18 protein-coding genes are annotated in these 25,139 nt (G+C 61.1%); 4 read left to right on the top strand and 14 right to left on the bottom strand.

The genetic code is table 11. The features are described from left to right. Nucleotides 1-102: 102 nt before the first annotated feature. Nucleotides 103-351: a DUF3203 family protein gene (locus tag D8U82_RS07820; RefSeq protein WP_016774630.1), complete on the bottom strand. Its 249-nt coding sequence runs from the start codon at nt 349-351 to the stop codon at nt 103-105. A 123-nt stretch (nt 352-474) separates the two neighbouring features. On the opposite strand from D8U82_RS07820, the gene D8U82_RS07815 reads away from it, so the two are divergent. Then, the gene (locus D8U82_RS07815; protein WP_016774631.1) at nt 475-987 is read left to right on the top strand and encodes an MgtC/SapB family protein; all 513 of its coding nucleotides are present in this window, start codon (nt 475-477) and stop codon (nt 985-987) included. A gap of 149 nt (nt 988-1,136) precedes the next feature. Here D8U82_RS07815 and D8U82_RS28075 read toward each other — a convergent pair whose 3' ends face one another. Then, nucleotides 1,137-1,295, bottom strand: a complete 159-nt coding sequence (locus tag D8U82_RS28075) for a hypothetical protein (protein WP_016774632.1) — start codon at nt 1,293-1,295, stop codon at nt 1,137-1,139. Nucleotides 1,296-1,512: 217 nt separating this feature from the next. Between D8U82_RS28075 and D8U82_RS07810 the strand changes: the two genes are divergently transcribed. From D8U82_RS07810 to glgB, 3 genes are all read left to right on the top strand, one after another. Then, a complete protein-coding gene (locus tag D8U82_RS07810) occupies nt 1,513-3,510 on the top strand; it encodes an alpha-1,4-glucan--maltose-1-phosphate maltosyltransferase (RefSeq protein WP_130901985.1) in 1,998 nt (665 codons plus the stop codon). A gap of 146 nt (nt 3,511-3,656) precedes the next feature. Beyond that, nucleotides 3,657-6,998, top strand: coding sequence for a maltose alpha-D-glucosyltransferase (gene treS / locus D8U82_RS07805; protein ID WP_130901984.1), 3,342 nt, complete (start codon nt 3,657-3,659; stop codon nt 6,996-6,998). Between the two features lie 2 nt (nt 6,999-7,000). Next, nucleotides 7,001-9,232, top strand: a complete 2,232-nt coding sequence (gene glgB / locus D8U82_RS07800; RefSeq protein ID WP_130901983.1) for a 1,4-alpha-glucan branching protein GlgB — start codon at nt 7,001-7,003, stop codon at nt 9,230-9,232. Nucleotides 9,233-9,361: 129 nt separating this feature from the next. Here glgB and D8U82_RS07790 read toward each other — a convergent pair whose 3' ends face one another. The 12 genes from D8U82_RS07790 to treZ form a co-directional block, all read right to left on the bottom strand. Beyond that, entirely contained in the window at nt 9,362-10,414 is a 1,053-nt protein-coding gene (locus D8U82_RS07790; RefSeq protein WP_123442548.1) for an autotransporter outer membrane beta-barrel domain-containing protein, read from the bottom strand. Nucleotides 10,415-10,793: 379 nt separating this feature from the next. Beyond that, nucleotides 10,794-11,576 carry an endonuclease/exonuclease/phosphatase family protein gene (locus D8U82_RS07785; protein WP_016774637.1) on the bottom strand — a complete coding sequence of 261 codons (783 nt, stop codon included), beginning with the start codon at nt 11,574-11,576 and terminating at the stop codon, nt 10,794-10,796. Between the two features lie 198 nt (nt 11,577-11,774). Continuing rightward, a complete protein-coding gene (locus D8U82_RS07780) occupies nt 11,775-12,533 on the bottom strand; it encodes a PIG-L family deacetylase (protein ID WP_016774638.1) in 759 nt (252 codons plus the stop codon). Between the two features lie 178 nt (nt 12,534-12,711). After that, complete coding sequence (locus D8U82_RS07775) at nt 12,712-13,371, bottom strand: glycosyltransferase (protein ID WP_125926884.1); 660 nt, start codon at nt 13,369-13,371, stop codon at nt 12,712-12,714. After that, entirely contained in the window at nt 13,368-13,967 is a 600-nt protein-coding gene (locus D8U82_RS07770; RefSeq protein WP_122746330.1) for an SAM-dependent methyltransferase, read from the bottom strand. Before D8U82_RS07770 ends, D8U82_RS07775 begins: the two co-directional genes overlap by 4 nt. Then, complete coding sequence (locus D8U82_RS07765) at nt 13,964-14,722, bottom strand: PIG-L family deacetylase (protein ID WP_073474580.1); 759 nt, start codon at nt 14,720-14,722, stop codon at nt 13,964-13,966. Before D8U82_RS07765 ends, D8U82_RS07770 begins: the two co-directional genes overlap by 4 nt. Next, nucleotides 14,719-15,717 carry an acyl-CoA dehydrogenase gene (locus D8U82_RS07760; protein WP_125926883.1) on the bottom strand — a complete coding sequence of 333 codons (999 nt, stop codon included), beginning with the start codon at nt 15,715-15,717 and terminating at the stop codon, nt 14,719-14,721. The genes D8U82_RS07765 and D8U82_RS07760 overlap by 4 nt, the downstream gene beginning before the upstream one ends. 1 nt (nt 15,718) lies before the next feature. After that, nucleotides 15,719-17,878, bottom strand: a complete 2,160-nt coding sequence (glgX, locus tag D8U82_RS07755) for a glycogen debranching protein GlgX (protein ID WP_041480983.1) — start codon at nt 17,876-17,878, stop codon at nt 15,719-15,721. A 239-nt stretch (nt 17,879-18,117) separates the two neighbouring features. Next, entirely contained in the window at nt 18,118-18,456 is a 339-nt protein-coding gene (locus tag D8U82_RS07750; protein WP_056785823.1) for a DUF2934 domain-containing protein, read from the bottom strand. Nucleotides 18,457-18,477: 21 nt separating this feature from the next. Next, nucleotides 18,478-21,252, bottom strand: a complete 2,775-nt coding sequence (locus D8U82_RS07745) for a malto-oligosyltrehalose synthase (protein ID WP_125926882.1) — start codon at nt 21,250-21,252, stop codon at nt 18,478-18,480. Further along, on the bottom strand, nt 21,249-23,327 hold the full coding sequence (malQ, locus tag D8U82_RS07740; protein ID WP_122698339.1) for a 4-alpha-glucanotransferase: 2,079 nt from the start codon (nt 23,325-23,327) through the stop codon (nt 21,249-21,251). The genes D8U82_RS07745 and malQ overlap by 4 nt, the downstream gene beginning before the upstream one ends. Next, complete coding sequence (treZ, locus tag D8U82_RS07735) at nt 23,324-25,126, bottom strand: malto-oligosyltrehalose trehalohydrolase (protein ID WP_130901982.1); 1,803 nt, start codon at nt 25,124-25,126, stop codon at nt 23,324-23,326. The genes malQ and treZ overlap by 4 nt, the downstream gene beginning before the upstream one ends. Nucleotides 25,127-25,139 lie beyond the last annotated feature (13 nt).

Below are 25,139 nucleotides of genomic sequence, written 5' to 3'. Positions count from 1 at the left end.
AGATGAGGTTTGGCGCAGTGCCTGCGACAACTTGAAGCAACCTGCCAGGCGCGGCGCAAACGCCTATTGCAGGCGTCTGCGTCGGGTGTTGATCGAGGTCAATCAAACCACCGAATCACTGTCATCGGCCTTCAGATGTTTGCGCCCGTCCTTGGCCCCGGCGACGGTCAAGGCATCGGCTTCTGCTTCGGTGATGTAAGTGCGTTTGCCTTCGATTTCCACGAACGACATGGCTTTGTCGCTATCGGTCAGGACTTCGAGGGTGTCGCAGATGCGAATTTCCTCACCATGCTCGACGGTAAAAAAACACACTTTCTGCTCGGGGTTGGATTCATCGATTCGAACGGGCATGGCGGCAGTCCTTGTTCCAGGGAGGTCTGCATATTAGGAAGCGCAGCGCGCCGATCGTTCTGCGCAACCGATTAATGGTCGCTGTTGTCCATCGCTTATCAAGCCAATAACAAGGGAGGCACGATGGAAGACTGGTGGGATGAAGTGTGGGCAACGATGCAAGCCGAGTTCGCCGATATCGGTGATGCCTCGCAAATGACCCGGATCACCGTACGCCTGGTGATGGCGGCGATTCTCGGCGGGATACTCGGTTTCGAGCGCGAGCATAAAGGCAAGGCAGCGGGCGTGCGCACGCACATGCTGGTGGCATTGGGTGCTGCGCTATTCGTATTGGTGCCGCAGACCTCGGGCGCAGAATCCGATGCGATGAGTCGCGTATTGCAGGGCGTGATTGCCGGGATCGGCTTTCTCGGCGCCGGCACCATTCTGAAAAATCAACAGGGCGACGAGGCCCATGTCAAAGGCCTGACCACGGCGGCGGGTTTATGGATGACGGCAGCGATCGGCGTGGCGGCGGGGCTGGGCAAGGAAGCGACGGCATTGCTCAGTACCATTCTGGCGCTGGCGATCTTCAGCGTGATGCCGTACGTGGTGAGGGTGTTCGAAAAGGATGTCGACAAGAACGACCACCTCTGACTCCCCGCCGGCTGATGATCGTTCCCACGCTCCGCGTGGGAATGCTTCAACGGACGCTCCGCGTTCGGCTCTGGATGGGACGCAGAGCGTCCCGGGCTGCATTCCCACGCGGAGCGTGGGAACGATCAGACGATCAGGGGGGGCAAGGGTCAGACGATCACCGGCGGCATCGTGCTCGGTGGCTCTTCTTTCGGCGGTGGCGTGGTGCCTGGCGGCTCTTGCTCGGGCACCGGTGGCGGTTCGGTCTCCGGCAGGGTGGGTTTGTCGATGTTCGGATCGGGCGTTTCCGCCGGAATCGGGATGCTCATCAGGTGACCTCCGTATGGCACATGGCGTGGGACGTGCTTAAGTGAGTTGACCCGGCCACGACAAATTCGATCCGCAGGTTTGTCTTGTTAATTTCATCTGAACTTTTCCCCGCGCCGGTTGCTCGGAACCTAAGTGAGTTCATGACAGGGCCGGCGCTTTGTCGCGAATACTGTTCCGGCACAAGAGCGTCCTTGGGGCGTTAAGGAGAGATGCTCAATGACTGCTGAAAGACCTTCAGAGCTGAGTTACAACCCGCACATGCCGCTGTCGCAGGCGTTGCTGCTGCCACGTATCGTCATCGAAAACACCATGCCGACTCTCGACGGCGGCCAGTTCGCCGCCAAATCGATTGCCGGGCGCGAAGTGGTGGTGACCAGCAAAGTCTTTGCCGACGGTCATGACAAGCTCGCCGTGCGCATCCGCTGGCGCGAGGAAGGCCAGGAAACCTGGCAGACCGAGGTCATGTCCGATCAGGGCAACAACACCTGGCAAGGCCAGTTCCGCCCCGAAGAGCAGGGCCGCTACCTGTATTGCATCGAAGCGTGGATCGACCATTTCGCCAGCTTCCAGTACGAACTGGAAAAGAAGCACAGCGCGGCGGTGCCGGTTTCTCTGGAGCTGCAGGAAGGCCGCACGATGGTGCAACAGGCCGCCGAACGCAGCGAAGGTCAGCTCAGCGAGCAGCTCGCCGCGCTGCACCATGAATTGTCCGGCCTGCTCGAAACCGAGCAGGTTGCGCTTTTTCTGCACTCGCGCAGTGCAGAGCTGATGGCTCAGGCCGATCACCGCGCCTACCTCAGCGTCAGCGCCGAATTCCCCATGGACGTCGAGCGCGAACTCGCCGAGTTCGCCAGTTGGTACGAGCTGTTTCCGCGCTCGATCACCGACGATCCCCAGCGTCACGGCACTTTCAACGACGTGCACTCGCGTCTGCCGATGATTCAGGACATGGGCTTCGACGTGCTGTATTTCACGCCGATTCACCCGATCGGCCGCGCCCACCGCAAGGGCCGCAACAATTCCCTGACCGCTGGCCCGGACGATCCCGGCAGTCCGTATGCGATTGGCAGCGAGGAGGGTGGTCACGAGGCGATACATTCGCAACTCGGCACCCGTGAAGATTTCCGCCGCCTGGTGGCTGCCGCCGCCGACCATGGCCTGGAAATCGCTCTCGACTTCGCCATCCAGTGTTCTCAGGATCACCCGTGGCTCAAGGAGCATCCGGGCTGGTTCAACTGGCGCCCGGACGGCACGATCAAATACGCCGAAAATCCGCCGAAGAAATACCAGGATATCGTCAACGTCGACTTCTATGCGCCGGACGCGATTCCGAGCCTGTGGGTCGAGTTGCGCGACATCGTCGTCGGCTGGGTCAAGGAAGGCGTGAAAATCTTCCGCGTCGACAACCCGCACACCAAACCGCTGCCGTTCTGGCAATGGCTGATCGCCGATGTGCGCACGCTGTATCCGGAAGTGATCTTCCTCGCCGAGGCCTTCACCACGCCGGCGATGATGGCGCGTCTGGGCAAGGTCGGGTATTCGCAGAGCTACACCTATTTCACCTGGCGCAATACCAAGGCCGAGCTGGCGGAATACTTCACCGAGCTGAACCAGTCGCCGTGGCGCGAATGCTACCGGCCGAATTTCTTCGTCAATACCCCGGACATCAACCCGGCGTTTTTGCATGAGTCGGGGCGTCCCGGTTTCCTCATTCGCGCGACGCTGGCGACTATGGGTTCGGGGCTGTGGGGCATGTATTCCGGTTTCGAATTGTGCGAATCGGCGCCGGTGCCGGGCAAAGAGGAATACCTGGATTCGGAGAAATACGAGATCCGTGTCCGCGACTTCACCGCGCCGGGCAACATCATTGCCGAGATCGCTCAGCTCAACCGCATCCGCCGGCAGAACCCGGCGCTGCACACGCATCTGGGTCTGAAAATCTACAACGCCTGGAACGACAACATTCTGTACTTCGGCAAGCGCAGCGCCGATGGCAGCAATTTCATTCTGGTCGCAGTCAGCCTCGATCCGCATAACGTGCAGGAAGCGAATTTCGAATTGCCGCTGTGGGAAATGGGCCTGCCGGACGACGCCACCACCCATGGCGAAGATTTGATGAACGGCCATCGCTGGGACTGGCACGGCAAATATCAGTTCATGCGCATTGACCCGGCGTATCAGCCGTTCGGGATTTGGCGGATCAGCGCCACGTAATGATCGTTCCCACGCTCTGCGTGGGAATGCATCCCGGGACGCTCCGCGTCCCAAAGCGGACGCAGAGCGTCCATGGCGGCATTCCCACGCAAAGCGTGGGAACGATCGTCGTGGGACGCCCATAAAGTATTCAACAGGAGTTCCACATGGCGAAGAAACCCAAGGCAGCCGCCTTCATCAAAGACCCGCTCTGGTACAAGGACGCGGTGATCTATCAGGTTCACGTCAAATCGTTTTTCGACTCCAACAATGACGGGATCGGCGACTTTCCCGGGCTTATCGCCAAACTCGATTACATTGCCGACCTCGGCGTCAACACCATCTGGCTGCTGCCGTTCTATCCCTCGCCACGTCGCGACGACGGTTACGACATCGCCGAATACCGTGGCGTGCACAGCGACTACGGGACCATGGCCGACGCCAAGCGCTTCATTGCCGAAGCGCACAAGCGCGGTCTGCGGGTAATCACCGAGCTGGTCATCAATCACACCTCCGACCAGCACCCGTGGTTCCAGCGTGCGCGTAAAGCCAAGCCGGGTTCGGCGGCGCGGGATTTCTACGTCTGGTCCGATGACGACCAGAAATACGACGGCACGCGGATCATCTTCCTCGACACCGAGAAATCCAACTGGACCTGGGACCCGGTCGCCGGTCAATACTTCTGGCACCGCTTCTATTCGCACCAGCCGGATTTGAACTTCGATAACCCGCAAGTGATGAAAGCCGTGTTGTCGGTGATGCGCTACTGGCTGGACATGGGCATCGACGGCCTGCGCCTTGACGCGATTCCGTACCTGATCGAGCGCGACGGCACCAACAACGAAAACCTGCCCGAGACCCACGACGTCCTCAAGCAGATCCGTGCCGAGATCGACGCCAACTACCCCGACCGGATGCTGCTGGCCGAAGCCAATCAGTGGCCGGAAGACACTCAGCTGTATTTCGGTGACACCGATGCCGCTGGCGTCAATGGCGACGAATGCCACATGGCCTTCCACTTCCCGCTGATGCCGCGCATGTACATGGCGCTGGCGCAGGAAGATCGCTTCCCGATTACTGACATTCTCCGGCAGACCCCGGAAATCCCGGCGAATTGCCAGTGGGCGATTTTCCTGCGCAACCACGATGAGCTGACCCTGGAAATGGTCACCGACCGCGAGCGCGATTACCTGTGGAATTACTACGCGGCTGACCGTCGCGCACGGATCAACCTCGGTATTCGCCGCCGTCTCGCACCGTTGATGGAACGAGACCGTCGCCGCATCGAACTGCTCAACAGCCTGCTGCTGTCGATGCCCGGCACGCCGACCCTGTATTACGGCGACGAAATCGGTATGGGCGACAACATCTACCTCGGCGACCGCGACGGCGTGCGTACGCCGATGCAGTGGTCGATCGACCGCAACGGCGGTTTCTCCCGCGCCGATCCGGCCAGTCTGGTACTGCCGCCGATCATGGATCCGCAGTATGGCTATCAGTCGGTCAACGTCGAAACCCAGTCCGGCGATCCGCATTCGCTGTTGAACTGGACGCGGCGCCTGCTGGCCGTGCGCAAGCAATCGAAAGCGTTCGGTCGTGGCACGTTGAAAATGCTCTCGCCGGCCAACCGTCGCGTGCTGGCTTATACCCGCGAATACACCGATGTCGATGGCAAGCACGAAATCATTCTGTGCGTGGCCAACGTCTCGCGCAGTGCGCAAGCAGTGGAGCTGGATCTGTCGGCGTACGTCGGCATGGTGCCGGTGGAAATGCTCGGCGGTAACGCGTTCCCGCCGATCGGCCAGTTGAATTTCCTTCTGACCCTGGCGCCGTACGGCTTCTATTGGTTCGCGCTGGCAGCGGAGAACCAGATGCCGAGCTGGCACGTCGAGCCGGCGCAGAGCCTGCCGGACTTCACCACGCTGGTACTGAAAAAACGCATGGAAGAGCTGCTCGAAGCGCCGTCGCGTACGACGCTGGAGCAAAGCATTCTGCCGAGCTGGCTGCAGAACCGTCGCTGGTTCGCCGGCAAGGACGCGGCGATCGAGAAGGTCAATCTGGCTTATGGCGTGCGTTTCGGCGACGCCCAGCATCCAGTGCTGCTCAGCGAAATCGAAGTCACCAGCGGTGGCCAGACCAACCGTTATCAACTGCCGTTCGGCTTCATTGCCGAAGACCATGTCGGCCCGCCGTTGCCGCAGCAATTGGCGCTATCGCGTGTACGCCGTGTGCGTCAGGTCGGTCTGATTACTGATGCGTTCAGCCTGGAGACTTTCGTCCGCGCCGTTCTGCAAGGCATGCAGAACAACACCGTACTGGAATCGATCGAAGGCGAAATCCGCTTCGAACAGACAGATCATCTGGAAAAACTCGGCCTCGGCGCCGAGTCGGATGTGCGCTACCTGTCGGCCGAGCAATCGAACAGCTCCGTGGTTGTCGGCAACAGCCTGGTGCTTAAGCTGATACGCAAAGTCGCTTCTGGCGTACACCCGGAACTGGAGATGAGCGCTTACCTGACCGAGGCCGGGTTTGCCAATATCTCGCCACTGCTGGGTTCGGTGATTCGCCGTGACGCGCAGGGTGAGGACAACTTGCTGATGATCGCCCAGGGTTACCTGAGCAATCAGGGCGACGCGTGGGAATGGACGCAGAACAACCTGGAACGGGCGCTCCGTGATGAACTGGCCGACGCCATGTCCGAGCAGGAGCAGCATTACAACGCGCTCGGCGAGCTGAAGGACTTCGCCGGCATGCTCGGCCAACGTCTGGGCGAGATGCATCAGGTGCTCGCTGCGCCAACCGACAACGCCGACTTTGCGCCGCAGGTGTCGTCGAGCAAGGACATGGCCGCGACGGCCAAGGATGTCACCGCCCAGCTCGAACATGCCTTGAAACTGCTCAAGCAGCATCAAGGCGAGTTGAACGCGGCGGATCAGAAACTGGTCAAACGTCTGCTCGACGAGAAGAAAACCATTCTTGCCCATGTGCAGGATCTGGCGAAGAAAGCCACTGGCGGCTTGCGCATCCGGGTGCATGGCGACTTGCATTTGGGTCAGGTGCTGGTGATCAAGGGCGATGCCTACCTGATCGACTTCGAGGGCGAACCGGCGCGGCCATTGAGCGAGCGGCGCGGCAAGCACAGCCCGTACAAGGATGTCAGCGGCGTACTGCGTTCGTTCGATTACGCAGCGGCGATGACCATCAATGTGCACAACGTCGACAACAGCGTCGAAGCCGAAGCGGCGCGTAAACGTGTCGCCGAGCGTTATCTGCGCGAAGCACGCGAGGCATTTGTCCAGGCATACCGCGAGGCAGCAGCTAGTCTTGAGCATGCCTGGCAGGATCCTCAGGGTGCCGACGCCGCGCTGGCGTTGTTCGGCCTGGAAAAAGCCGCTTATGAAGTGGCCTACGAGGCGGAAAACCGCCCAACGTGGCTGCCCGTGCCATTGCACGGCTTGTATGGATTATTGACAGGGCTTAAACCCTTTTCCGATCTTGGTGGAGAGTAGTCATGAGTTTCTCGAACAAGGAACAGGGTGTGGTAAAGGAAGCATTGTTACCCTCGGCACGCGACATTGATGCTTTGGTGCGCGCTGAACATCAGGACCCGTTTTCCATTCTCGGCCCGCACGGCGATGGCGCTGGTGGGCAATTCATCCGCGCTTATCTGCCGGGTGCGCTGAGTGTGGCGGTGCTGGACAAGGACAGCGGCGAAGAGCTTGGCCCGCTGGAGATGACCGAGACGCCGGGGCTGTTTGTCGGCCATTTCGATCAGGCGCGACCGTATCTGTTGCGCACGCGCTGGGCCGGTGGCGAGCAGGTTGCCGAAGATCCGTACAGCTTTGGTCAGTTGCTCGGGGAAATGGATTTGTATCTGTTCGCCGAAGGCAATCACCGTGACCTCAGCGCTTGCCTTGGTGCACAGCTGAAAACCGTCGATGGCGTTGACGGCGTGCGCTTTGCCGTGTGGGCGCCAAATGCCCGCCGTGTCTCGGTGGTCGGCGATTTCAACGTCTGGGACGGTCGTCGTCACCCAATGCGCCTGCGCCATCCTTCGGGCGTGTGGGAGCTGTTCATCCCTCGCCTGCAAGCGGGGGAGTTGTACAAGTACGAAATCCTCGGCGCTCACGGCATTCTGCCGCTCAAGGCCGACCCGATGGCGCTGGCTACCAGCCTGCCGCCGGATACCGCCTCGAAAGTTGCCTCGCCCCTGCAGATCGACTGGCAGGATCACGACTGGATGAATTCCCGTCACGATCGCCAGCAGCGCTCCAAACCTTTGTCGATCTACGAGTTGCACGCCGGCTCCTGGCAGTGCGAGCTGGATGATCTCGGCGAAGTCGCGCGCCAGTACACCTGGCCGGAACTGGCCGAGCGGCTGATTCCTTATGTGAAAGAGCTGGGCTTCACGCACATCGAATTGATGCCGATCATGGAGCACCCGTTCGGCGGTTCCTGGGGTTATCAGTTGCTTTCGCAGTTCGCGCCGAGCGCGCGTTACGGCACACCGGATCAGTTCGCCGCGTTCGTCAACGCCTGTCACCAGGCCGACATCGGGGTGATTCTCGACTGGGTACCGGCGCATTTCCCTACCGATACCCACGGTCTGGCGCAGTTCGACGGCACCGCGCTGTACGAATACGGCAATCCGCTGGAAGGCTTTCATCAGGATTGGGACACGCTGATCTACAACCTCGGCCGTACTGAAGTGCACGGCTACATGCTCGCCTCGGCGCTGCACTGGCTGAAACACTTCCACATCGACGGCCTGCGTGTCGATGCGGTGGCCTCGATGCTGTATCGCGACTATTCGCGTAAAGCGGGCGAGTGGGTACCGAATCGTCACGGTGGTCGCGAGAACCTGGAGGCCATCGACTTCCTGCGTCATTTGAACGACGTGGTTGAACTGGAAGCGCCGGGTGCGCTGGTGATTGCCGAAGAATCCACCGCCTGGCCGGGCGTCAGCCAGAGCACCCAGCAGGGCGGCCTGGGCTTTTCCTATAAGTGGAACATGGGCTGGATGCACGATTCGCTGCACTACATCCAGCAGGACCCGGTGTACCGCGCCCATCACCACAACGAGTTGAGCTTTGGTCTGGTCTACGCCTGGTCGGAACGCTTCATCCTGCCGATTTCCCACGACGAAGTGGTGCACGGCAAGCACTCGTTGATCGACAAGATGCCTGGCGATCGCTGGCAGAAGTTTGCCAACCTGCGTGCTTATCTGAGCTTCATGTGGACGCACCCGGGCAAGAAATTACTGTTCATGGGCTGCGAGTTTGGCCAGTGGCGCGAGTGGAACCACGATCAGCAACTGGACTGGTACCTGCTGCAGTACTCCGAGCACAAAGGCGTGCAGAAACTGGTGGGCGATCTCAATCGGCTGTATCGCGAAGAGCCGGCGCTGCACGATCAGGACGACGCGCCGCAAGGCTTCCAGTGGTTGATTGGCGATGATGCGATCAACAGCGTTTACGCATGGCTACGCTGGAGCAAGGATGGCTCGCCGGTTTTGGTCGTCGCCAACTTCACGCCGGTACCGCGCCAGTCGTATCGCGTCGGCGTGCCGTTTGCCGGGCGCTGGACCGAGCTGTTCAACAGTGACGCCGACATTTACGCCGGCTCCAACTATGGCAATGGTGGCGGGGCATTGACCGATGAAGTACCGAGTCATGGCCAATCGTTGTCGCTTGAGCTGAATCTTCCGCCGTTGGCGGTTTTGATTCTCAAGCCGCAGGGCTGATCCAGGAACAGTAAAACTGTGGGAGCGGGCTTGCCCGCGATGAGGCCGTCACATTCAGCATCTTTGTTGACTGAGACGCCGCCATCGCTGGCAAGCTAGCTCCCACGGGGTTTTTCGGTTATCAGCAGATCACCAGCGCATCCGCACGCCAAGGCTGCCGATGATCCCGTTCAGGTCATTGTCATCCACATCGCTGCTGTAATCGGCGCTCATGTACAGGCTTACCGCCGGTGTGACCCGCGCCACCAGTCCCAAACCCAATTCCACTGTTGAAGACTTGCGGCTGCTGCTGATCTTGTCGACCTGATCGAGCGTCACCGTGCTGCCGGTGTAAACGGTGTGCCAAAGGTTGGTGCGCACGTAGGGTTCGACAGGCAACCCGTTCAAGTCATAACTGCCTTTCAACCGCGCACCGACGCGGCCACTCCACGCGGTCAGGTCGGTGGAAGAGGCATTGCCCGAGCCGGCGTACGGAGCGTCGAGACTGATGCGCTGGTTGATCAGTTGTGCCTGCGGCTCGACCACCCAGTTTTCACTCAAGCCGATCGGGTAACCGCCTTCGACGGAAAAGGTCATCGCATTGCCTTCGGTGGCTTGCCGATTACCTTGCGCAGTGCGACTGAAGCCGCTGACCCGACCGCCGCTGGCCGACAGGTCGACGTGCCAGCCTTGCGCACCCACCAGACTGTAATAGGCGCCGAGGCTCTGGCCTTGCAGGTTGAGGCTGTCAGTGTTGCGGTCGGCGAGGGCACGTCGGGTCAGCGCACCATCGGCATTCAGCTGGACCTGATTGTCGCCACCTATAAGACCAAGGGTCTGAGTGGTCCCGTTAGCGCTTTTCAACGTGACTACGGCCGGACCTTTGAACTCACCAGCGGCCATCGCATAACCGGATGAAAGTGCGTCGGTCTGTGCTTGCCGAGCGCTTTTGCCGTACAGCTCGTCCCAGGCAGATGGGGCAAGATCCTCAGTGATCAGGCGCGAACTCTGCTGACTCAATGGCAGCGGTCCGGGTGTTATCACGGTTGCTGGCAGGGTCAGCACCGGTACGTCGGCGTGATACCACGCGGGTTCGTCCGCCGCAGATCCCGCATGCGCCTCCATGGACGAGCACAGCAGCAGTGAACCTGACACTGTGCAAAGAGTGATTTTCAGTTCGTGTGGGGTCAGTGAAGTTTTCATGGAGGTCTACCTTGCAAGCGCATGCGTCATCTCGTGTTTGGCGCCTCTCCTACCCCGAACGAGGGGCGACCGAATAGAGCGGGGCGAACCGCGGCTGCTCGATTTCGCGAGTGCCGGAAGGTCAGCCCCAGTAGTGATTCCGGGGGTAGTAAGGTAGAGATAAGAAGAGTGACGCCTGCGCGTCAAGAAAATGCACGATGAATGGCGCGCTTAAATCAGCCTTTGCAAGCGTTTGTTTTTCTGAACATAACTAAGTGTTTGTTTGCATGGAAAAACGCCTGCGAAGCAGGTGGCTGACGGTTTTTTGCCGCCGACGAAAGGTCCTCCCGAGCGTCAGTTGCCGGGAAGGCCTGTCATTTAATTGCTGTCAAAAATGCCCTTACAGATGCACTTCGACCGCCAGCGGGAGGTGATCGGAAAGATGCGTCCACGGCTTGTTGCCAAGAATGCGTGGGTCGTGGCTGCTGGCATTGCGCAAGTAGATCCGGTCAAGCCTCAGCAAGGGAAACCGCGCGGGATAGGTTTTCGCCGGGCGCCCATGGTGACGCTCAAAGGCTTCATGCAGATAATCGCGACGGGCGAGGGCGGCGTTGCCTTGCAACTGCCAGTCATTGAAATCGCCGGCGATGATCACCGGCGCATCGTCGGGTAGAGATTCAAGCAGCTGACAGAGCAGTTGCAACTGCAATTGTCGATGGCTTTCCAGCAGACTCAAATGCACACAGATTGCATGCACCTCGGCATGCCCGGGGACATCAAGAATGCAGTGCAACAGCCCGCGCCGTTCAGGCCCGGTGATCGACACGTCGAGGTTGCGATATTCGCGGATCGGGTATTTCGACAGCAGCGCGTTGCCGTGGTGGCCGTCGGGGTAAACGGCGTTGCGCCCGTAGGCAAAATCGCTCCACATGCTGTCGGCGAGGAATTCGTACTGCGACGTCTGCGGCCAGTCGTTGTAACGACTGGAATGGCGTTCGTGCTCACCCACCACTTCCTGCAGAAACACCAGATCGGCCGAGGTACTGCGCATCGCTTCGCGCAGCTCCGGGAGAACGAACCGCCGATTCAGCGCGGTGAAGCCCTTGTGGGTGTTGACCGTGAGTACCCGCAGGCGATGAATGACTGGCGCGTCGACCGCTTGACGCTTGGGATCGCTGGACACGTTCACTCCTCTGAATTGGGCCATGCCTGTTCATGCGACTGGTTTGAGGGGGTGGCAGTTCCTTACGATGATTCACTGCTGGGCCAATGTGGGAGCGAGCCTGCTCGCGAAGACTTCATCACATTCAATACATCTGACACATGACACACCGCTTTCGCGAGCAGGCTCGCTCCCACAGGTATGTTGAGCTTCCGCCGTTCAGAAGAAGACGATTTCATACGGCAAGCGCATCCGCTCCAGCAGCACCGGCGGCAGCAGCGGGGCGATGCCGATGGCCGGTTCGCCCTTGAGCTGGCTGGCGTAAGCATGGGTGGCGTGGCTCTTGCGCGCGACTGTCCAGGTGTCGAGACGCAGCTTGCGCGCGCGTTCCCAGGGAATCATTTGCTGCTCGCGCTCCGGCCAGTGCCAGGCCCACACCGGCACATCGTGGTAGGTCGCCCCGGCTTTCTGCGCCGCGTCGAAACTGGCCCGGCCAACCACTTCATGGTCCGGCGGGCCATCCTTGCGCCAGGTACTGAACACTACGTCGCCCGGTCGCAGGTAACGGCCGATGAACTCGGTGAGCTGGCTTTGCTGATCACTCAGAGCATTGTCAGTAAAGCCGCCGCGCACCCACTTCAGGCTGTGCATGGGCAGGCCGAGGCGGCGCAGGGCTTCGACGCTTTCCTGCGGGCGGAACACGCTCAGACGTTGTTCCGACCACTGGCGCGAGCCGGGGTGGCTGGCGCTACCGTCGGTAATCGAGAGCAATTGCAGAGGATGGCCAAGGCTGGAGAGCAGTTGCAGCAGACCGCCGCAAGTGACTACTTCATCGCCCGGATGCGGGGCGATGACCACGGCGCGGGCGCCGGCGGGTACCAGGCTGTGGGTGTTGATGACGGGAATATTGTCGAGTTGCGGCGCGCTGTTCCAGATCTGTGCCGGCAGGCCGTGTTCGTTGAGCAATGACGATTTCATGAGTGCGACGTCCTTGTGGTATTTCGCCCTCAGTCGTGAGCAGCCAACGCTGATCGCGGCCCGTGAAGGCAAATGAATAGCAACGGTGCAGTGCTCCAACCCTTGGATTACTGCGAGGCAGAGTATTGCTCAAGACAGCCGATTCGTCGCGTCACAGATCAATCTGATCCGTAATTTTTTATTCCAGCTGTGCCAGATTGCGCAGAAAGTCACCGAACCCGCCCTTGGCCCGACTGTCGAGACGGGCGCTGGTGTGCACCTGCGGTCGGTGACTCCAGGCGATATTGGCGCCGCTGCGCTCCAGCGCACGCACCAGTTGCACATCCTCGTCACAGGTCAGCGGCTTGAAACCGCCGGCCAGACGATAAGCCTCGGCACTGACACCCAGGTTGGCGCCGTGAATGTGTCGATGGCCATCGCACGCCTGATAATGGCGGTGATAGCGAATCTGCGCCGCTTCATCAATCGATTCGTGCCAGTGCTCGACAGTGACCGTGCCGCACACAGCATCAGCCTCCAGCCCCAGTTGCGCCGCCAGCCAGTCATCGGCGACGCGGCTGTCGGCGTCGGTGCAGGCGATCCAGCGGGCACCGCGCTCGAGCAACAGGCGCGCACCGGTGGCGCGGGCTTCGCCAACGTTGCGCGCATCGATCTGCAAGCTGAGCACTGGATAAGCGCTGACGATCTGCGCCGAGCCATCGCTGCAACTGTCGAGCACCACCAGTATTTCCACCGGCTCGCCGCCCAGTTGTGCATGCTGGCTGGCGCGCAACGCTGCACGCAGGCATTCATCAAGCAGCGCCTCTTCGTTGTGCGCCGGAATCACAATACCGATCAACGCAAGCCCTCCAGGGCCGCCACCGAGCGTGGCTCGCGGCTCCACAGTTCGAGAATGAAATCCGCTTCCTGATGCAGCACCAGACGCGGCAAAGCCAATTGATCGTGGATCTGATCGTGGACCTGCCGTGCATTCAGCGGGCAGCCCTCGATCGGCGGGCGCCAGTGGCAGGCCAGCAATTGTCCGTCGGCGGTCAGTGACTCACTGATCCGGCGGATCATTTCTGTCAGATCTTTTTCGTCGAGGTAGTAGCCGATTTCGCTGAATACGATCAGGTCGAATTTTTCCTCCGGCCAGTCAACTGGAAGGCGGCCCTGGCGGACTTCGGCATGCTCGAAAATGCTCAAGCGCGTCCGCGCCAGCTTCACCGCCGCGCTCGCCGTGTCACAACACAACAGGCGGTCGCAGCGCGGGGCCAGTTCTGCACTCAGTTCGCCGTTGGCGCAACCCGGTTCGAACACCGACCTGTAGCGCGGACGGGGCAGGGCGGCGAGGGTGATCGCGCGCTTGCGCTGTTCGTACCAGCGCTGGCGGAACGCCCATGGGTCGTCATTGCCCGCGAACAGGCCGTCGAAATAGCGATCATCGACGCTCACAGGAACACCACTTCAAAAGGTTGCAACAAACGATCGAGCACATAGGGCGCAAGTACTGGCCCGAGGCCGACGTCGCGGTCGCCTTCCAACTGGCTGGCGAACGCGTGCGCTGCGTGGCGTTTTCGTGCGATGTGCGTCGGTGAAAGGAGAATCTTGCGCGCACGCTCCCATGGCACCGAAGCGTCTTCCGGGGTGGCCCAGTGCCAGGTCCAGACCGGAAGTTCATGGCAGGTCGCACCAACGCGTCGCGCCGCTTCGACACTGGCGCGGCCGACGGCCTCGTGATCGCTGTGACCGTCCTGGCGCCAGGTCGTGAAAACCACGTCACTGGCATGCAGATAACCGGCGATGAATTCGCTCAACTCGGTTTCCTGCGCCGCCACTTGGGTGTCGGTAAAACCGCCGCGCAGCCATTTCAGGCTATGCATCGGCAGACCGAGGCGCCGCAACGCTTCGGCAGACTCCTGCGGGCGCACCACACTCAAACGCTCGACTGTCCAGCGCTGCGAGCCGGGGTGACTGGCGCTGCCATCGGTGACCGAAATCAACTGCAACGGCCGTCCGGCTGCCGCCAGCAACTGCATGATGCCGCCGCAACCGAGCACTTCGTCATCCGGGTGCGGCGCGATGATCACCGCTCGCGAGCCCAGCGGTACCAAGTCAAGAATGTCGATGGCCGGCAGCTCGGCCAGACGCCGCGAAGCCTGCCATTGCTGCAATGAAGTGCCCTGGCCGACGATCGGGTTGTCCTTCATAACGCCCAGACCTCGCAGGACTGACCAGCAATCTGCTGGCCCAATGCAGCAAGGTCGCGTTCGGCATGACTCTGGCGCAGAAATACCGGCAGGTCGGCACTCAACCGGGCGAAATGCCGATCCTGACAAAACGGCCCGGCACCCAACGCACGACCGACTTCACGCATCACCTGTTCAGCAGACTGTTCAACCACGGCGCGGGCGCGGCGGGCGAGCAATTCAGCGTCGGCCTCGGGTTGCGCATCGATTTGCAGCGCGCTGAAGCGCAACACATCGGCTGCCGCTTGCAGTGCTGTGTCAGTCGCACCGAGATGGGCGAGGGCGTGCGGTTCATCGCGTTGCGCGCAATGCTGACGCAGCCCTTCGGCAATCCGCCGTGAAGCGCCGTACCAGCAAGCCGCGATACCGATCCCGCCCTGCCAGAACCCCGGCCGTTGCAGGTAATCACCGGGGTTGCCGATGGCCTGCGCTTCGGCGTTGTCGAACAGCACTTCGACGCTGCCGGTCGCCGCCATGCCCACCGCTTGCCAGCCTTGATCGGTGACGGTCACGCCAGGTTGATCGAGTGCGACTGCAACCAATTGCTGCTGACCGTCCGCGTCCCATGCGGTAAGCAAGGCGTGGCTGAGCACCGCAGCGCCAGAGCACCAGGCCTTGCGCCCGTTCAGCGTCACCATATGCCCGGCCGGCGTGACTTTCACCCGTGCCTGCGGCGGTTCGGCGGCCCACATGCCCCACGTGCTGCCCGGGGTTGGCGTACCGCCCAATTGCTCGATGATTGCCAGCGCGTCGGTGTGGCCTTCATAGAGTTTGCACAGGCCTAAATCGTGTCCACCGACTTCCGAGAGACGCTGAAAGCGCTCCAGCGTGTGACCGCTGCCGGGCAACGGCAAGCGGTCGAGGCCGGCCTCGACCATTGCCCGCAGGCAACGGCCGAGGGCGTTGGTGTCGGCGTAATCTGGCGGACGGCGGGCCAGATAATGTTGAAAGTCCATATCAATCTTCTTCGTCACGTTGCAGTTCGAACAACAGCAACGAACGCCCGGTCACCGAATATTCATGGCCGAATTCAAAGCGTTCCTGGCCGCGAATAGACGGCTGATTGGTGTCGATCATGCAGGTCCAGAAGCCACCATCCGGTACCTCCGGCAGGGTGAAGTTGACGATGTCGTGGTGTGCGTTGACCACCAGCAACAGGGTCGCGTCGGCACCTTTGCGGCGGATGCCGGTTTCCTGCGCGCGTCCGTCGAGCAGCATGCCGAGGCAGCGGTTGTGCGCATCGTGCCAGTGCTCGGTGGTCATCTCGGTGGCGTCCGGTGCCAGCCAGGTCACGTCCTTGACGCCGATGTCTTCGTTGTACTCGCCGACCAGGAAGCGTCCGCGACGCAGGATCGGATAAGTCAGGCGCAGCTTGATCAGGCGTTTGACGAACTTGAGCAGGGCCTTGCCGTCCTCGCTCAGATCCCAATTGACCCAGCCGATCTCGCTGTCCTGGCAATAGGCGTTGTTGTTGCCGTCCTGGGTGCGGGCGAACTCGTCACCGGCAACGATCATCGGTGTGCCTTGGGCCAGCAGCAGGGTGGCGAAGAAGTTGCGCATCTGCCGATGGCGCAAAGCGTTGATTTCCGGATCGTCGGTCGGACCTTCGACGCCGTGGTTCCACGACAGGTTGTTGTTACTGCCGTCCTGGTTGTTCTCGTCGTTGGCTTCGTTGTGCTTGTCGTTGTACGACACCAGATCGTTGAGGGTGAAACCGTCGTGGGCGGTGATGAAGTTCACCGACGAATACGGCCGGCGCCCGCGCTGGTTGAACATCTCACCGGAAGCAGTCATGCGGCTGGCGAAATCGGCAAGCTGAGCGTCGTCACCTTTCCAGAACGCACGCACGGTGTCGCGGAACTTGTCGTTCCACTCAACCCAGCCCGGCGGAAAGTTGCCGACCTGATAACCGCCGGGGCCGCAGTCCCAAGGTTCGGCGATCATTTTCACCTGACGCAGCACCGGGTCCTGACGGCAGGCGACGAGGAAGCTGTGGCGCTCGTCGAAACCATCGTGGTAACGGCCAAGAATGGTTGCCAGGTCGAAACGGAAACCGTCGACGTGCATCTCACTGGCCCAGTAGCGCAGGGAGTCAGTGACCATTTGCAGCACGCACGGGTGGCTCAGGTCCAGCGTGTTACCGGTGCCGGAATCGTTGATGTAGTAGCGCTTGTCGTCGGGCATCAAGCGGTAGTAGGAGGCGTTGTCGATACCGCGCATCGACAGGGTCGGGCCTTGCTCGTTGCCTTCGGCGGTGTGGTTGTAGACCACGTCGAGAATGACCTCGAGATTGGCATCGTGCAGGTGCGCGACCATCTCCTTGAATTCGGCAATCTTGCCACTGGCCAGGTAACGCGGGTCCGGGGCGAAGAACGCGATGCTGTTATATCCCCAATAGTTGGTCATGCCCTTTTGCAGCAGATGCTGATCGTTGACGAAAGCATGGATCGGCAGCAGTTCGACAGACGAAACACCAAGTTTGCGAATGTGCTCGAGCACGTCGTCGACCATCAGGCCGCCAAAGGTGCCGCGCAGGTTTTCCGGCACCGACGGGTGACGCATGCTGATGCCGCGCACGTGGGTTTCATAAATGATGGTCTTGTCCCACGGCACGCTGACGCGATGGTCGTTGCCCCAGGTGTGCGCTGGGTCAATAACCTTGCACTTGGGCACGAACGGCGCGCTGTCGCGCTCGTCGAAACTCAGGTCGGCGTCGGGGTGGCCGATGGTGTAGCCGAACAGCGCCTCCGACCATTTCAGCTCGCCGACCAATTGCTTGGCGTACGGGTCGATCAGCAGTTTGTTGTGGTTGAAGCGGTGACCATTGGCCGGGTCATAAGGACCATATACGCGGTAGCCGTAGATCAAGCCAGGATGCGCATCCGGCAGGTAGCCGTGGTAGATCTCATCGGTGTATTCCGGCAGCTCGATGCGTTCGAGTTCGACCTCGCCGGCATCGTCGAAAATGCACAGCTCGACCTTGGTGGCGTTGGCGGAAAACAGAGCAAAGTTCACCCCCAGACCATCCCAGGTCGCACCGAGCGGGAAGGGCAGGCCTTCACGGATTCTCGACGGCTCGGCGTGCGCAGCGGGTTCGGCTTTCTTTGGACGGGTCATGATTGCTCCTGCAAAAAAACGGGACAGTTCAGGCAATGAGATTTCCTTGTGGGAGCGAGCCTGCTCGCGAAAGCGTCGGTACATTCGACATTTTCACCAACTGACCTAGCGCTTTCGCGAGCAGGCTCGCTCCCACAGGGTTGTGTGTTTTTCCCAATAAGGGACTTTCTTCGGGGCGCAAGAACCCCTTGTGGCGAGCACGCTCGCCACACAGTCATTCAGTTCAAAAATGGATCGGGTCAGTTCGCCGGAGGCTTCTTCGCTGCTCGCGGCTTTTTCTCGGCAGCCTTTTCGCCCGGCGGGACTACTTTGGCCGTGGCCGCAGGCTTGGCTTTCGCCGCTGGTTTGGCTTTGGCGGCTGCCGGTGTTTTGCCGTCGGTGCTTTTCGCTGCCGCGCCTGTAGTCTTGCCAGCCACTTTGCTGCCAGCCGCCTTGGGTGGCTTCTTCGGTGCCAGCGCTTCGGCCTCCGCCAGTTTGCGCGCCATTTCCCAATGACGTTCTTCGTGGCCTTCAGGTTTCCCTTCCGACTCCCAGATCTGATAGGCGAATTCGCGAATGCGTTTATCGTCGGTGCTCATCGCAATGCTCCTGAACTGAACTCATGCTTGTGTTAAGTGTTGGATAAAGAGATTGACCGGGACATCCCCCAGCGCTTCGCTGACATTCAGCTTCCTGTTTTGTGTGACTACGCTGCTGGCAAAAAGTCCCTTCAGGTTTGCATCCGAAGCGGCAGACGGTAAAACCACCCGCGTATCGCCCCAGCGCAGCGCATCGACCTGCGGGATGGCACTGTTTTCCAGCAACGTCGCGCAACGCACCGGCACTACCACGATGGCTCGCACGCCCTCGTGTTCACGCGCGAATGCCAAGACGTTGTGCGCCTGACTGCCCAGCACCTCCAATGGCTGGTAATCGCCTCGACGGAACAGCTCGCTGTGTTCCTTGCGCAGGTTCAACACCTCACTGATCAGCGCCTGTTTGATGCGCCCGTCACGCCATTCCTTAAGCAGTTCGGTACCCGGCACGGATGCCTGCAACGCTTGCTCGCGGGCGGCGTAATCCACCGGCCGGCGGTTGTCCGGGTCGACCAGACTGAAGTCCCAGTACTCGTTGCCCTGGTACAGATCCGGCACACCCGGCACGGTCATGCGCAGCAAGGTTTGCGCCAGCCCGTTGAGCGCGCCGGCAGCGGCGATGCTGTTGACGGTCTTGCTCAGCGCCGCACGCAGCAACTCGCCTTCTTCACCGGTCAGCAGCTTCTCCGTGAAAGCCTGGGCCGCGTTTTCATACGCTTCGTTCGGCGCGCTCCAGCTGCTTTGCAGCTTGGCTTCGCGCAGGGCTTTCTGTTGCCACTGCCAGATGCGCTTGGCGTAATCGGCGAAACCGGCCTGGTCATCGTCCTGCAGGTCCAGCGGCCAACTGCCGAGCAATGCCTGATAGAGGATCAGTTCGTCGCCAGCGGAAGGCGCGTCATCTTCGATGCGCACCGGGCGGGCGAGGGCGCGCCACAGTTCGACCTGATCGGCGTACCAATGGCTGCGTTCGCTGAGCACGGCCAGCCGGGCACGGGTGTCTTCGCCGCGCTTGTGGTCATGGGTGGCAGTCGCGAGCAGGTTGTCAGGAAACTCGGCCATGCGCTGTTGATTGACTTCATGGAACTCGCTGACCGGCGCGCTGAATTGCTCGGTGTTGTAACCGACATCATTGCGCGACAGCAGCACCGCCGAGCGATACAGCGCGGTATCTTCCACGGCTTTGGCCGCCGCCGGCGAAGTCAGTTGCTGGAAACGCACGCAGGCATGCTTGAGGATCTTGCGCGAGCGCCCCCGTGGCTTGCGGCGCCAAGGCGTGCCGCCGAGCCAGCTGGCGACCGAGTCGAGCACTGGCCAGTCGGCTTCGCTGAGGGTTTGCCGCGCACCGTCCATGGCGTGCTGGAAAATCGCTTCGTCCTGCTCGGACCGGCCCATGGCGCTGATGTAAGTGCGATAAACCGGGAAGTGCACGATCAGCGCATGCAGCACGCGGCGAATCGCGCCCAAGGTCAGGTCGCGGGTCATCAGGTCATCCCGCGCGACTTGATGCAGGGCCTGCGCGACACTTTCAAAGTCGCTGGCCAGCGAGCCGTTGAGGATCTGCTGACGGGCCAGTTGCGCTTCTTCCATGAACGCAGCCGGGCGCTCAGTGCGGCGCTGCCAGAGTTCGCCGAGCACGTGTTCGCCGTCCGGGTCGTGTTGCAGCAGCGACAGCTGATTCATGAACTCGTAGCCGGTGGTGCCGTCGACGCTCCAGTCGCGGCGCAGGGTTTCGCCCTCGCCGAGGATCTTCTCGACATAGATCGGCAGATGACGTCCCGGCGCCAAGTGATCAAGGCGACGGCGCAATTTGCGGCAGTAGCCACGCGGGTCGGCGAGGCCGTCGATGTGGTCGATGCGCAAGCCGTCGACCAGACCTTCTTCGACCAATTGGAAAATTTTGCCGTGGGTCGCTTCGAACACCGCCGGACGCTCGACGCGCAGGCCGCCAAGCTCGTTGATGTCGAAGAAGCGCCGCCAGTTGATGTCGTCCGCCGCCGTGCGCCAACTGGCCAGGCGATAACTCTGCCGTTCCAGTAACTCGTGGAGCTTGTGGAAGCCTTCCTCGGTGGTGGAATCGTACTGTGCGAGGTTGCCTTCGATAGTCGCCAGAACACGCGGATCGCTCGCCAGCTCGCGCAACTCCTGCTTGAGCGGCATCGCCAGCGAATGTGCGTCGGTCTGGTAGCTGAGTGTGCTGAAGCGATCTGCCAGAGACTTCAGCGTGTCGTCGGACTTGAGCAGCTCGCCATAGTTGTTCGGGCAGATCGGGAAGTGGTGATCGTAGTGCTCAACGTAAAAAGTACCGGTCTGCGCGTTGAATTTCAGCTTCAGCGTGCCTTCCTGCAACGCCACGCCGTAATCACTGCCAAGGAACGGCAGCAGCAACTGGCCTTCCATCAACGGGTCCGGCGAGTGCCACTGAATGTCGAAGAATTCGCCGTACGGGCTCAGGCGTCCCCATTCCAGCAAGTCGAGCCACCAAGGGTTGTCATTGCCGCCCACGGCCATGTGGTTGGAAACGATGTCGAGGATCAGGCCCATGTTGTGTTCACGCAGGGTGCTGACCAGTTGGCGCAACGCCGGCTCGCCGCCCAGTTCCGGATTGACCTGGGTCGGGTCGACCACGTCGTAGCCATGCATGGAACCGGCGCGCGCCGCCAGCAATGGCGAGGCATAGATATGGCTGATGCCGAGGCGGGCAAAGTACGGCACCAATGGCACCGCTTGTTCGAGGGTAAAACCTTTATGAAATTGCAGGCGCAAGGTGGCGCGCAGTGGCTGGATTTGCTGTTGATTCATTGGTCACGCTCAGAGGCTTGAAGGCGCGCGCAGGCCAGCAGTTCCAGGCGGCGGGCGGCATCGGGGCCGTCCAGCAACGCTTCGCTGGGACCGGGCAAACGTCGCGACCAGTTCGGATGTGAATCGGTGGTGCCAGGCAGATTCGGCTGTTCATCGATACCCAAGGCATCTTCCAGCGGCAGCAGCACCAGCGGCGCGCGGGTGTGGCCGAGGAAACGCACACTGGCATCGACCACTTGATCGGCTTCGTGGGACTCTTCGCGGAAATTCTGCGGATCCTGGCGCAGTGCATCGCGCAGGCCTTCGCGTTCACGCTCGCGATGCCGACGCCAGTCGATTTCGCCATTGGCATCGACCAGCCCAAGTCGTGCGTTCCAGTCGATATCGCGGCCATGCCACCAACCGTTGAGCGTCGGCAGGTCATGGGTGCTGGTGGTCGCCAGGGCATCATCCGGCCAGTCGAGAATCGGTTTGAAGCGGGTGTTATCCTGTTCGAACAACAGCACGCGCATGCCCAGGATTGACCGCGCGGCAAGTTTTTCCCGCAGGCCTTCCGGCACGGTGCCGAGGTCTTCGCCGAGCACGATGGCCTGATGCCGATGGGATTCCAGGGTCAGCAGGCGCAACATGTCGTCGAACGGGTAATACAGATAGGCGCCATCCGCCGGAGCGGCGCCGTTGGGAATCACCCACAGGCGTTGCAGGCCCATGACATGGTCGATACGCAAGCCACCGGCGTGGGCGAAGTTGGCGCGCAGCATGTCGATGAAGGCACGGAAACCGTTACGGATCAGCCCTTCAGGCGAGAACGCGGAAATGCCCCAGCCCTGGCCGCTGCGATTGAGGATGTCCGGCGGCGCGCCGACGGTCAGCGAGGCGAGCAATTCGTCCTGAAAACTCCAGGCCTGGCTGCCAGCGCCATCAGCACCGACCGCGAGGTCGGCGATCAGACCGATGCCCATGCCGGCACTGCGCGCAGCAGTTTGCGCACGCTCGAGGCAGCGATGGATCAGCCATTGGCAGAACGCGAAATAACCGATGCGCTCGGCATACTCCTCGGCAAACGCGCCGAGCGCCGCGCCGCGTGGGTCGTGCCAGTGCTCTGGCCATTGGCGCCAGTCGAGGCTTTCGCCACGGGCGGCGCGCATTTCCTGAATCGCTTCGAAGCGGCAATGGTTTTCCAGCGCTTCGCCACCGGCATGGCGGAAACTGGCGAAGTCGGCGTGCAGCGGATGCTCACCAGCGACGAAACCGTCATACAAGGCTTGCAGCAGCTTCTGCTTTGCTTCGGCAGCGGTCGGCCAGTCGATCAGCTTGAGATTTTCCAGCTGCTCGAACTGCGCGGCCAGGCCACTGGCATCAATTGCATCACGCAACGCGCGTTCCCCGAGAATGCTCCCCGGCGCGGCATACAGTGAATTGAGAAACAAGCGGCTGGACGGCGAATAAGGGCTATAGCGGCCATTGTCGGCGCTGAACATCGCGTGCATCGGACTGATCGCCAGCGCGTCGGCGCCACGTTCGCCCGCTACACGAACCAGTTCCTCCAGCGCCTGGGTGTCGCCAAAACCACCGTCACCCGGACGGCGCAGCGAATACAACTGGGCGCTCAGACCCCAGGCCCGCGGGATCGGGCTATCGACCGCATCGGCGACGCTGAAGCAGCGTTCAGGCGCCACGGCGAGCGTGAAATACTGATCGGCGATATGCACTTGCTGGTAACCGACCGGAATCAAGCCGGGCAACATGGCTTCGTTGTCCAGCTTCAGGTTCATCTGCGAGCCGTCTTCAAGATGGATTTCGCAGGGGGTTTCCGGTGAGAAATAGCGACTCAGGTCGAGGGCAACGCCCACGTCGCAGGTCAGCAGGGGCGGCAAATGGCGGTCTTGCTGGACTTCTTGCAATTCCAGCAGGCTGGCATCGATTTCTTGCGCGGTGCTGGCGGGGTGGCCGAGTCCGATCAGGACATTGCGCAACACAGCAGGAGCGACTTTTTGCTGACGCCCGTTGGCGTCGATCCAGTCGACGGCAAGGCCGGCTCGACTGGCGAGTATTTCCAGTTGCGCATCGCTCATAGGCGCTCTCCATCCAGGGGGTGCATAACGGGTGCGGCCGTGAGGCTGACGAGCGCGGTGTACGCCGGCAGTTGGTTCGGGTCCGACAGTTCGATCGCGGCTGGCTGTTGAAACAGCCACTCGGTATCGGTCTGTGCAGGGTTGACCACTGGCGTGTCACTGAGGTTCAGGTCAATTCGCAGCTCACTGCCGTTGCCCAGTCGCCAGCGTGCGCTGACCGCGCCATAGCCGAGCATCTGCGCGCCCAGAGCCTGGGTCCCGGAGAGGTTGGGAATGATGTACTGGTGACGCAATTTCAACAGTTGCCGATAGAGCTCTTGGGTCTGCTGTTGCAATGGCGTGCCGCTGCCGGACAATCGCGGCTGCGAAGCGTGGAAAGTGCTTACGGCATTCGGATCGGGGATCTGTTCGCGCTTGTGCGGATCGGTAAAGGCACTGAATGCGGCGAACTCGTTGCGTCGACCTTCCCGCACCAGTTCCGCCAGTTCACCGTGGTGACTGGTGAAAAACAGGAACGGTTGCTCGGCGGCAAACTCGTCGCCCATGAACATCAGCGGAATCATCGGCGACAGCAGCAACAACACCGTCGCCGCTTGTACCGCACGCGGGTCGGCGAGCTGATGCAGGCGTTCGCCAAAGGCACGGTTGCCGATCTGGTCATGGTTCTGCAGGAACAGCACGAAAGCAGTGGAGGGCAGATGTTCGCTCGGCTCGCCGCGAGGTTCGCCATGGCGAGTGATGTGGCCCTGGAACACGAAGCCCTGACTCAGGCAGCGCACCAGTTGCTCGGTGGGCTGCGCAGCATAGTCAGCGTAATAGGCGTCGGTTTCGCCGGTCAGCAGCACGTGCAACGCGTTATGACCGTCGTCGTTCCACTGCGCGTCGTAATCGTTTTCCAGCAGACTCGACTGGTTCAGCTCGTTCTCGACGGTCAGCCAGACGTGCCGGGTCGGGTCGATCTGCTGGCGAATGCGTCGGGCCAGATCGCTGAGGAAGTCGGGATCTTCAATCGCGTGCACCGCATCCAGACGCAGGCCGTCGAAACGGTATTCGAGCAGCCACATCAGCGCGTTTTCAATGAAGAACTCGCGCACTTCCGGACGACGGAAGTCGATCGCCGCGCCCCAGGGCGTGTGTTTGTCCTCGCGGAAAAAGCCTTTGGCGTAACGATGCAGATAGTTGCCGTCGGGACCGAAGTGGTTGTAGACGACGTCGAGAATCACCGCCAGGCCATGGCCGTGGGCGGTGTCGATCAGGTGTTTGAGTTGTTCCGGTGTGCCGTAGGAGGCTTGCGGTGCATAGGGCAGCACTCCGTCGTAGCCCCAGTTGCGATCACCGGGGAATTGCGCCAGCGGCATCAGTTCGATGGCGGTAATGCCCAGCGCCACCAAGCGCGCCAGATGCTGTTCAACTTCGGCAAATCCACCGAGCGCACCGACGTGCAGCTCGTAAATCACCGCTTCGCTCCACGGCCGACCATTCCAGGTCGTGTGCCGCCATTGATAGGCATGGGGGTCGACCACCACGCTGTGGCGGTCGAGGTCACCATCCTGCGCCCTGGAGGCCGGGTCCGGCACCTCCAGTTCGCCATCGATGCAGTAACGGTAGCGACTGCCCGCCGGGCAATTGGCCTTGATTACAAACCAACCGTCGCCCTGAGGCAGCATGGGCAACGATTTTCCATCTTCCAGTTCCACACTGACGTAGAACGCGTCAGGCGCCCACAACGCAAATTGCGTGTGCTCGGCATCCAGCATGATCGCGCCGTGGGGCCAGGTTTCTTGGGTCCTTGACGGCATTTTCTGCAACTCC

The sequence above is a fragment of the Pseudomonas sp. Sample_23 genome (assembly GCF_004307595.1).
Classification (GTDB): Bacteria; Pseudomonadota; Gammaproteobacteria; order Pseudomonadales; family Pseudomonadaceae; genus Aquipseudomonas; species Aquipseudomonas atacamensis.
This window is presented reverse-complemented; position numbering and strand designations above follow the sequence as displayed.

What these genes read in the sequence shown, in the direction of transcription:
- D8U82_RS07750 (WP_056785823.1), bottom strand. Translation starts at nt 18,456, where the DNA reads ATGAGCACCGACGATAAACGCATTCGCGAATTCGCCTATCAGATCTGG.
- D8U82_RS07780 (WP_016774638.1), bottom strand. Translation starts at nt 12,533, where the DNA reads ATGAAATCGTCATTGCTCAACGAACACGGCCTGCCGGCACAGATCTGG.
- glgX (WP_041480983.1), bottom strand. Translation starts at nt 17,878, where the DNA reads ATGACCCGTCCAAAGAAAGCCGAACCCGCTGCGCACGCCGAGCCGTCG.
- D8U82_RS07765 (WP_073474580.1), bottom strand. Translation starts at nt 14,722, where the DNA reads ATGAAGGACAACCCGATCGTCGGCCAGGGCACTTCATTGCAGCAATGG.
- treZ (WP_130901982.1), bottom strand. Translation starts at nt 25,126, where the DNA reads ATGCCGTCAAGGACCCAAGAAACCTGGCCCCACGGCGCGATCATGCTG.
- D8U82_RS07810 (WP_130901985.1), top strand. Translation starts at nt 1,513, where the DNA reads ATGACTGCTGAAAGACCTTCAGAGCTGAGTTACAACCCGCACATGCCG.
- glgB (WP_130901983.1), top strand. Translation starts at nt 7,001, where the DNA reads ATGAGTTTCTCGAACAAGGAACAGGGTGTGGTAAAGGAAGCATTGTTA.
- malQ (WP_122698339.1), bottom strand. Translation starts at nt 23,327, where the DNA reads ATGAGCGATGCGCAACTGGAAATACTCGCCAGTCGAGCCGGCCTTGCC.
- D8U82_RS07760 (WP_125926883.1), bottom strand. Translation starts at nt 15,717, where the DNA reads ATGGACTTTCAACATTATCTGGCCCGCCGTCCGCCAGATTACGCCGAC.
- D8U82_RS28075 (WP_016774632.1), bottom strand. Translation starts at nt 1,295, where the DNA reads ATGAGCATCCCGATTCCGGCGGAAACGCCCGATCCGAACATCGACAAA.
- D8U82_RS07815 (WP_016774631.1), top strand. Translation starts at nt 475, where the DNA reads ATGGAAGACTGGTGGGATGAAGTGTGGGCAACGATGCAAGCCGAGTTC.
- D8U82_RS07820 (WP_016774630.1), bottom strand. Translation starts at nt 351, where the DNA reads ATGCCCGTTCGAATCGATGAATCCAACCCCGAGCAGAAAGTGTGTTTT.
- D8U82_RS07790 (WP_123442548.1), bottom strand. Translation starts at nt 10,414, where the DNA reads ATGAAAACTTCACTGACCCCACACGAACTGAAAATCACTCTTTGCACA.
- treS (WP_130901984.1), top strand. Translation starts at nt 3,657, where the DNA reads ATGGCGAAGAAACCCAAGGCAGCCGCCTTCATCAAAGACCCGCTCTGG.
- D8U82_RS07745 (WP_125926882.1), bottom strand. Translation starts at nt 21,252, where the DNA reads ATGAATCAACAGCAAATCCAGCCACTGCGCGCCACCTTGCGCCTGCAA.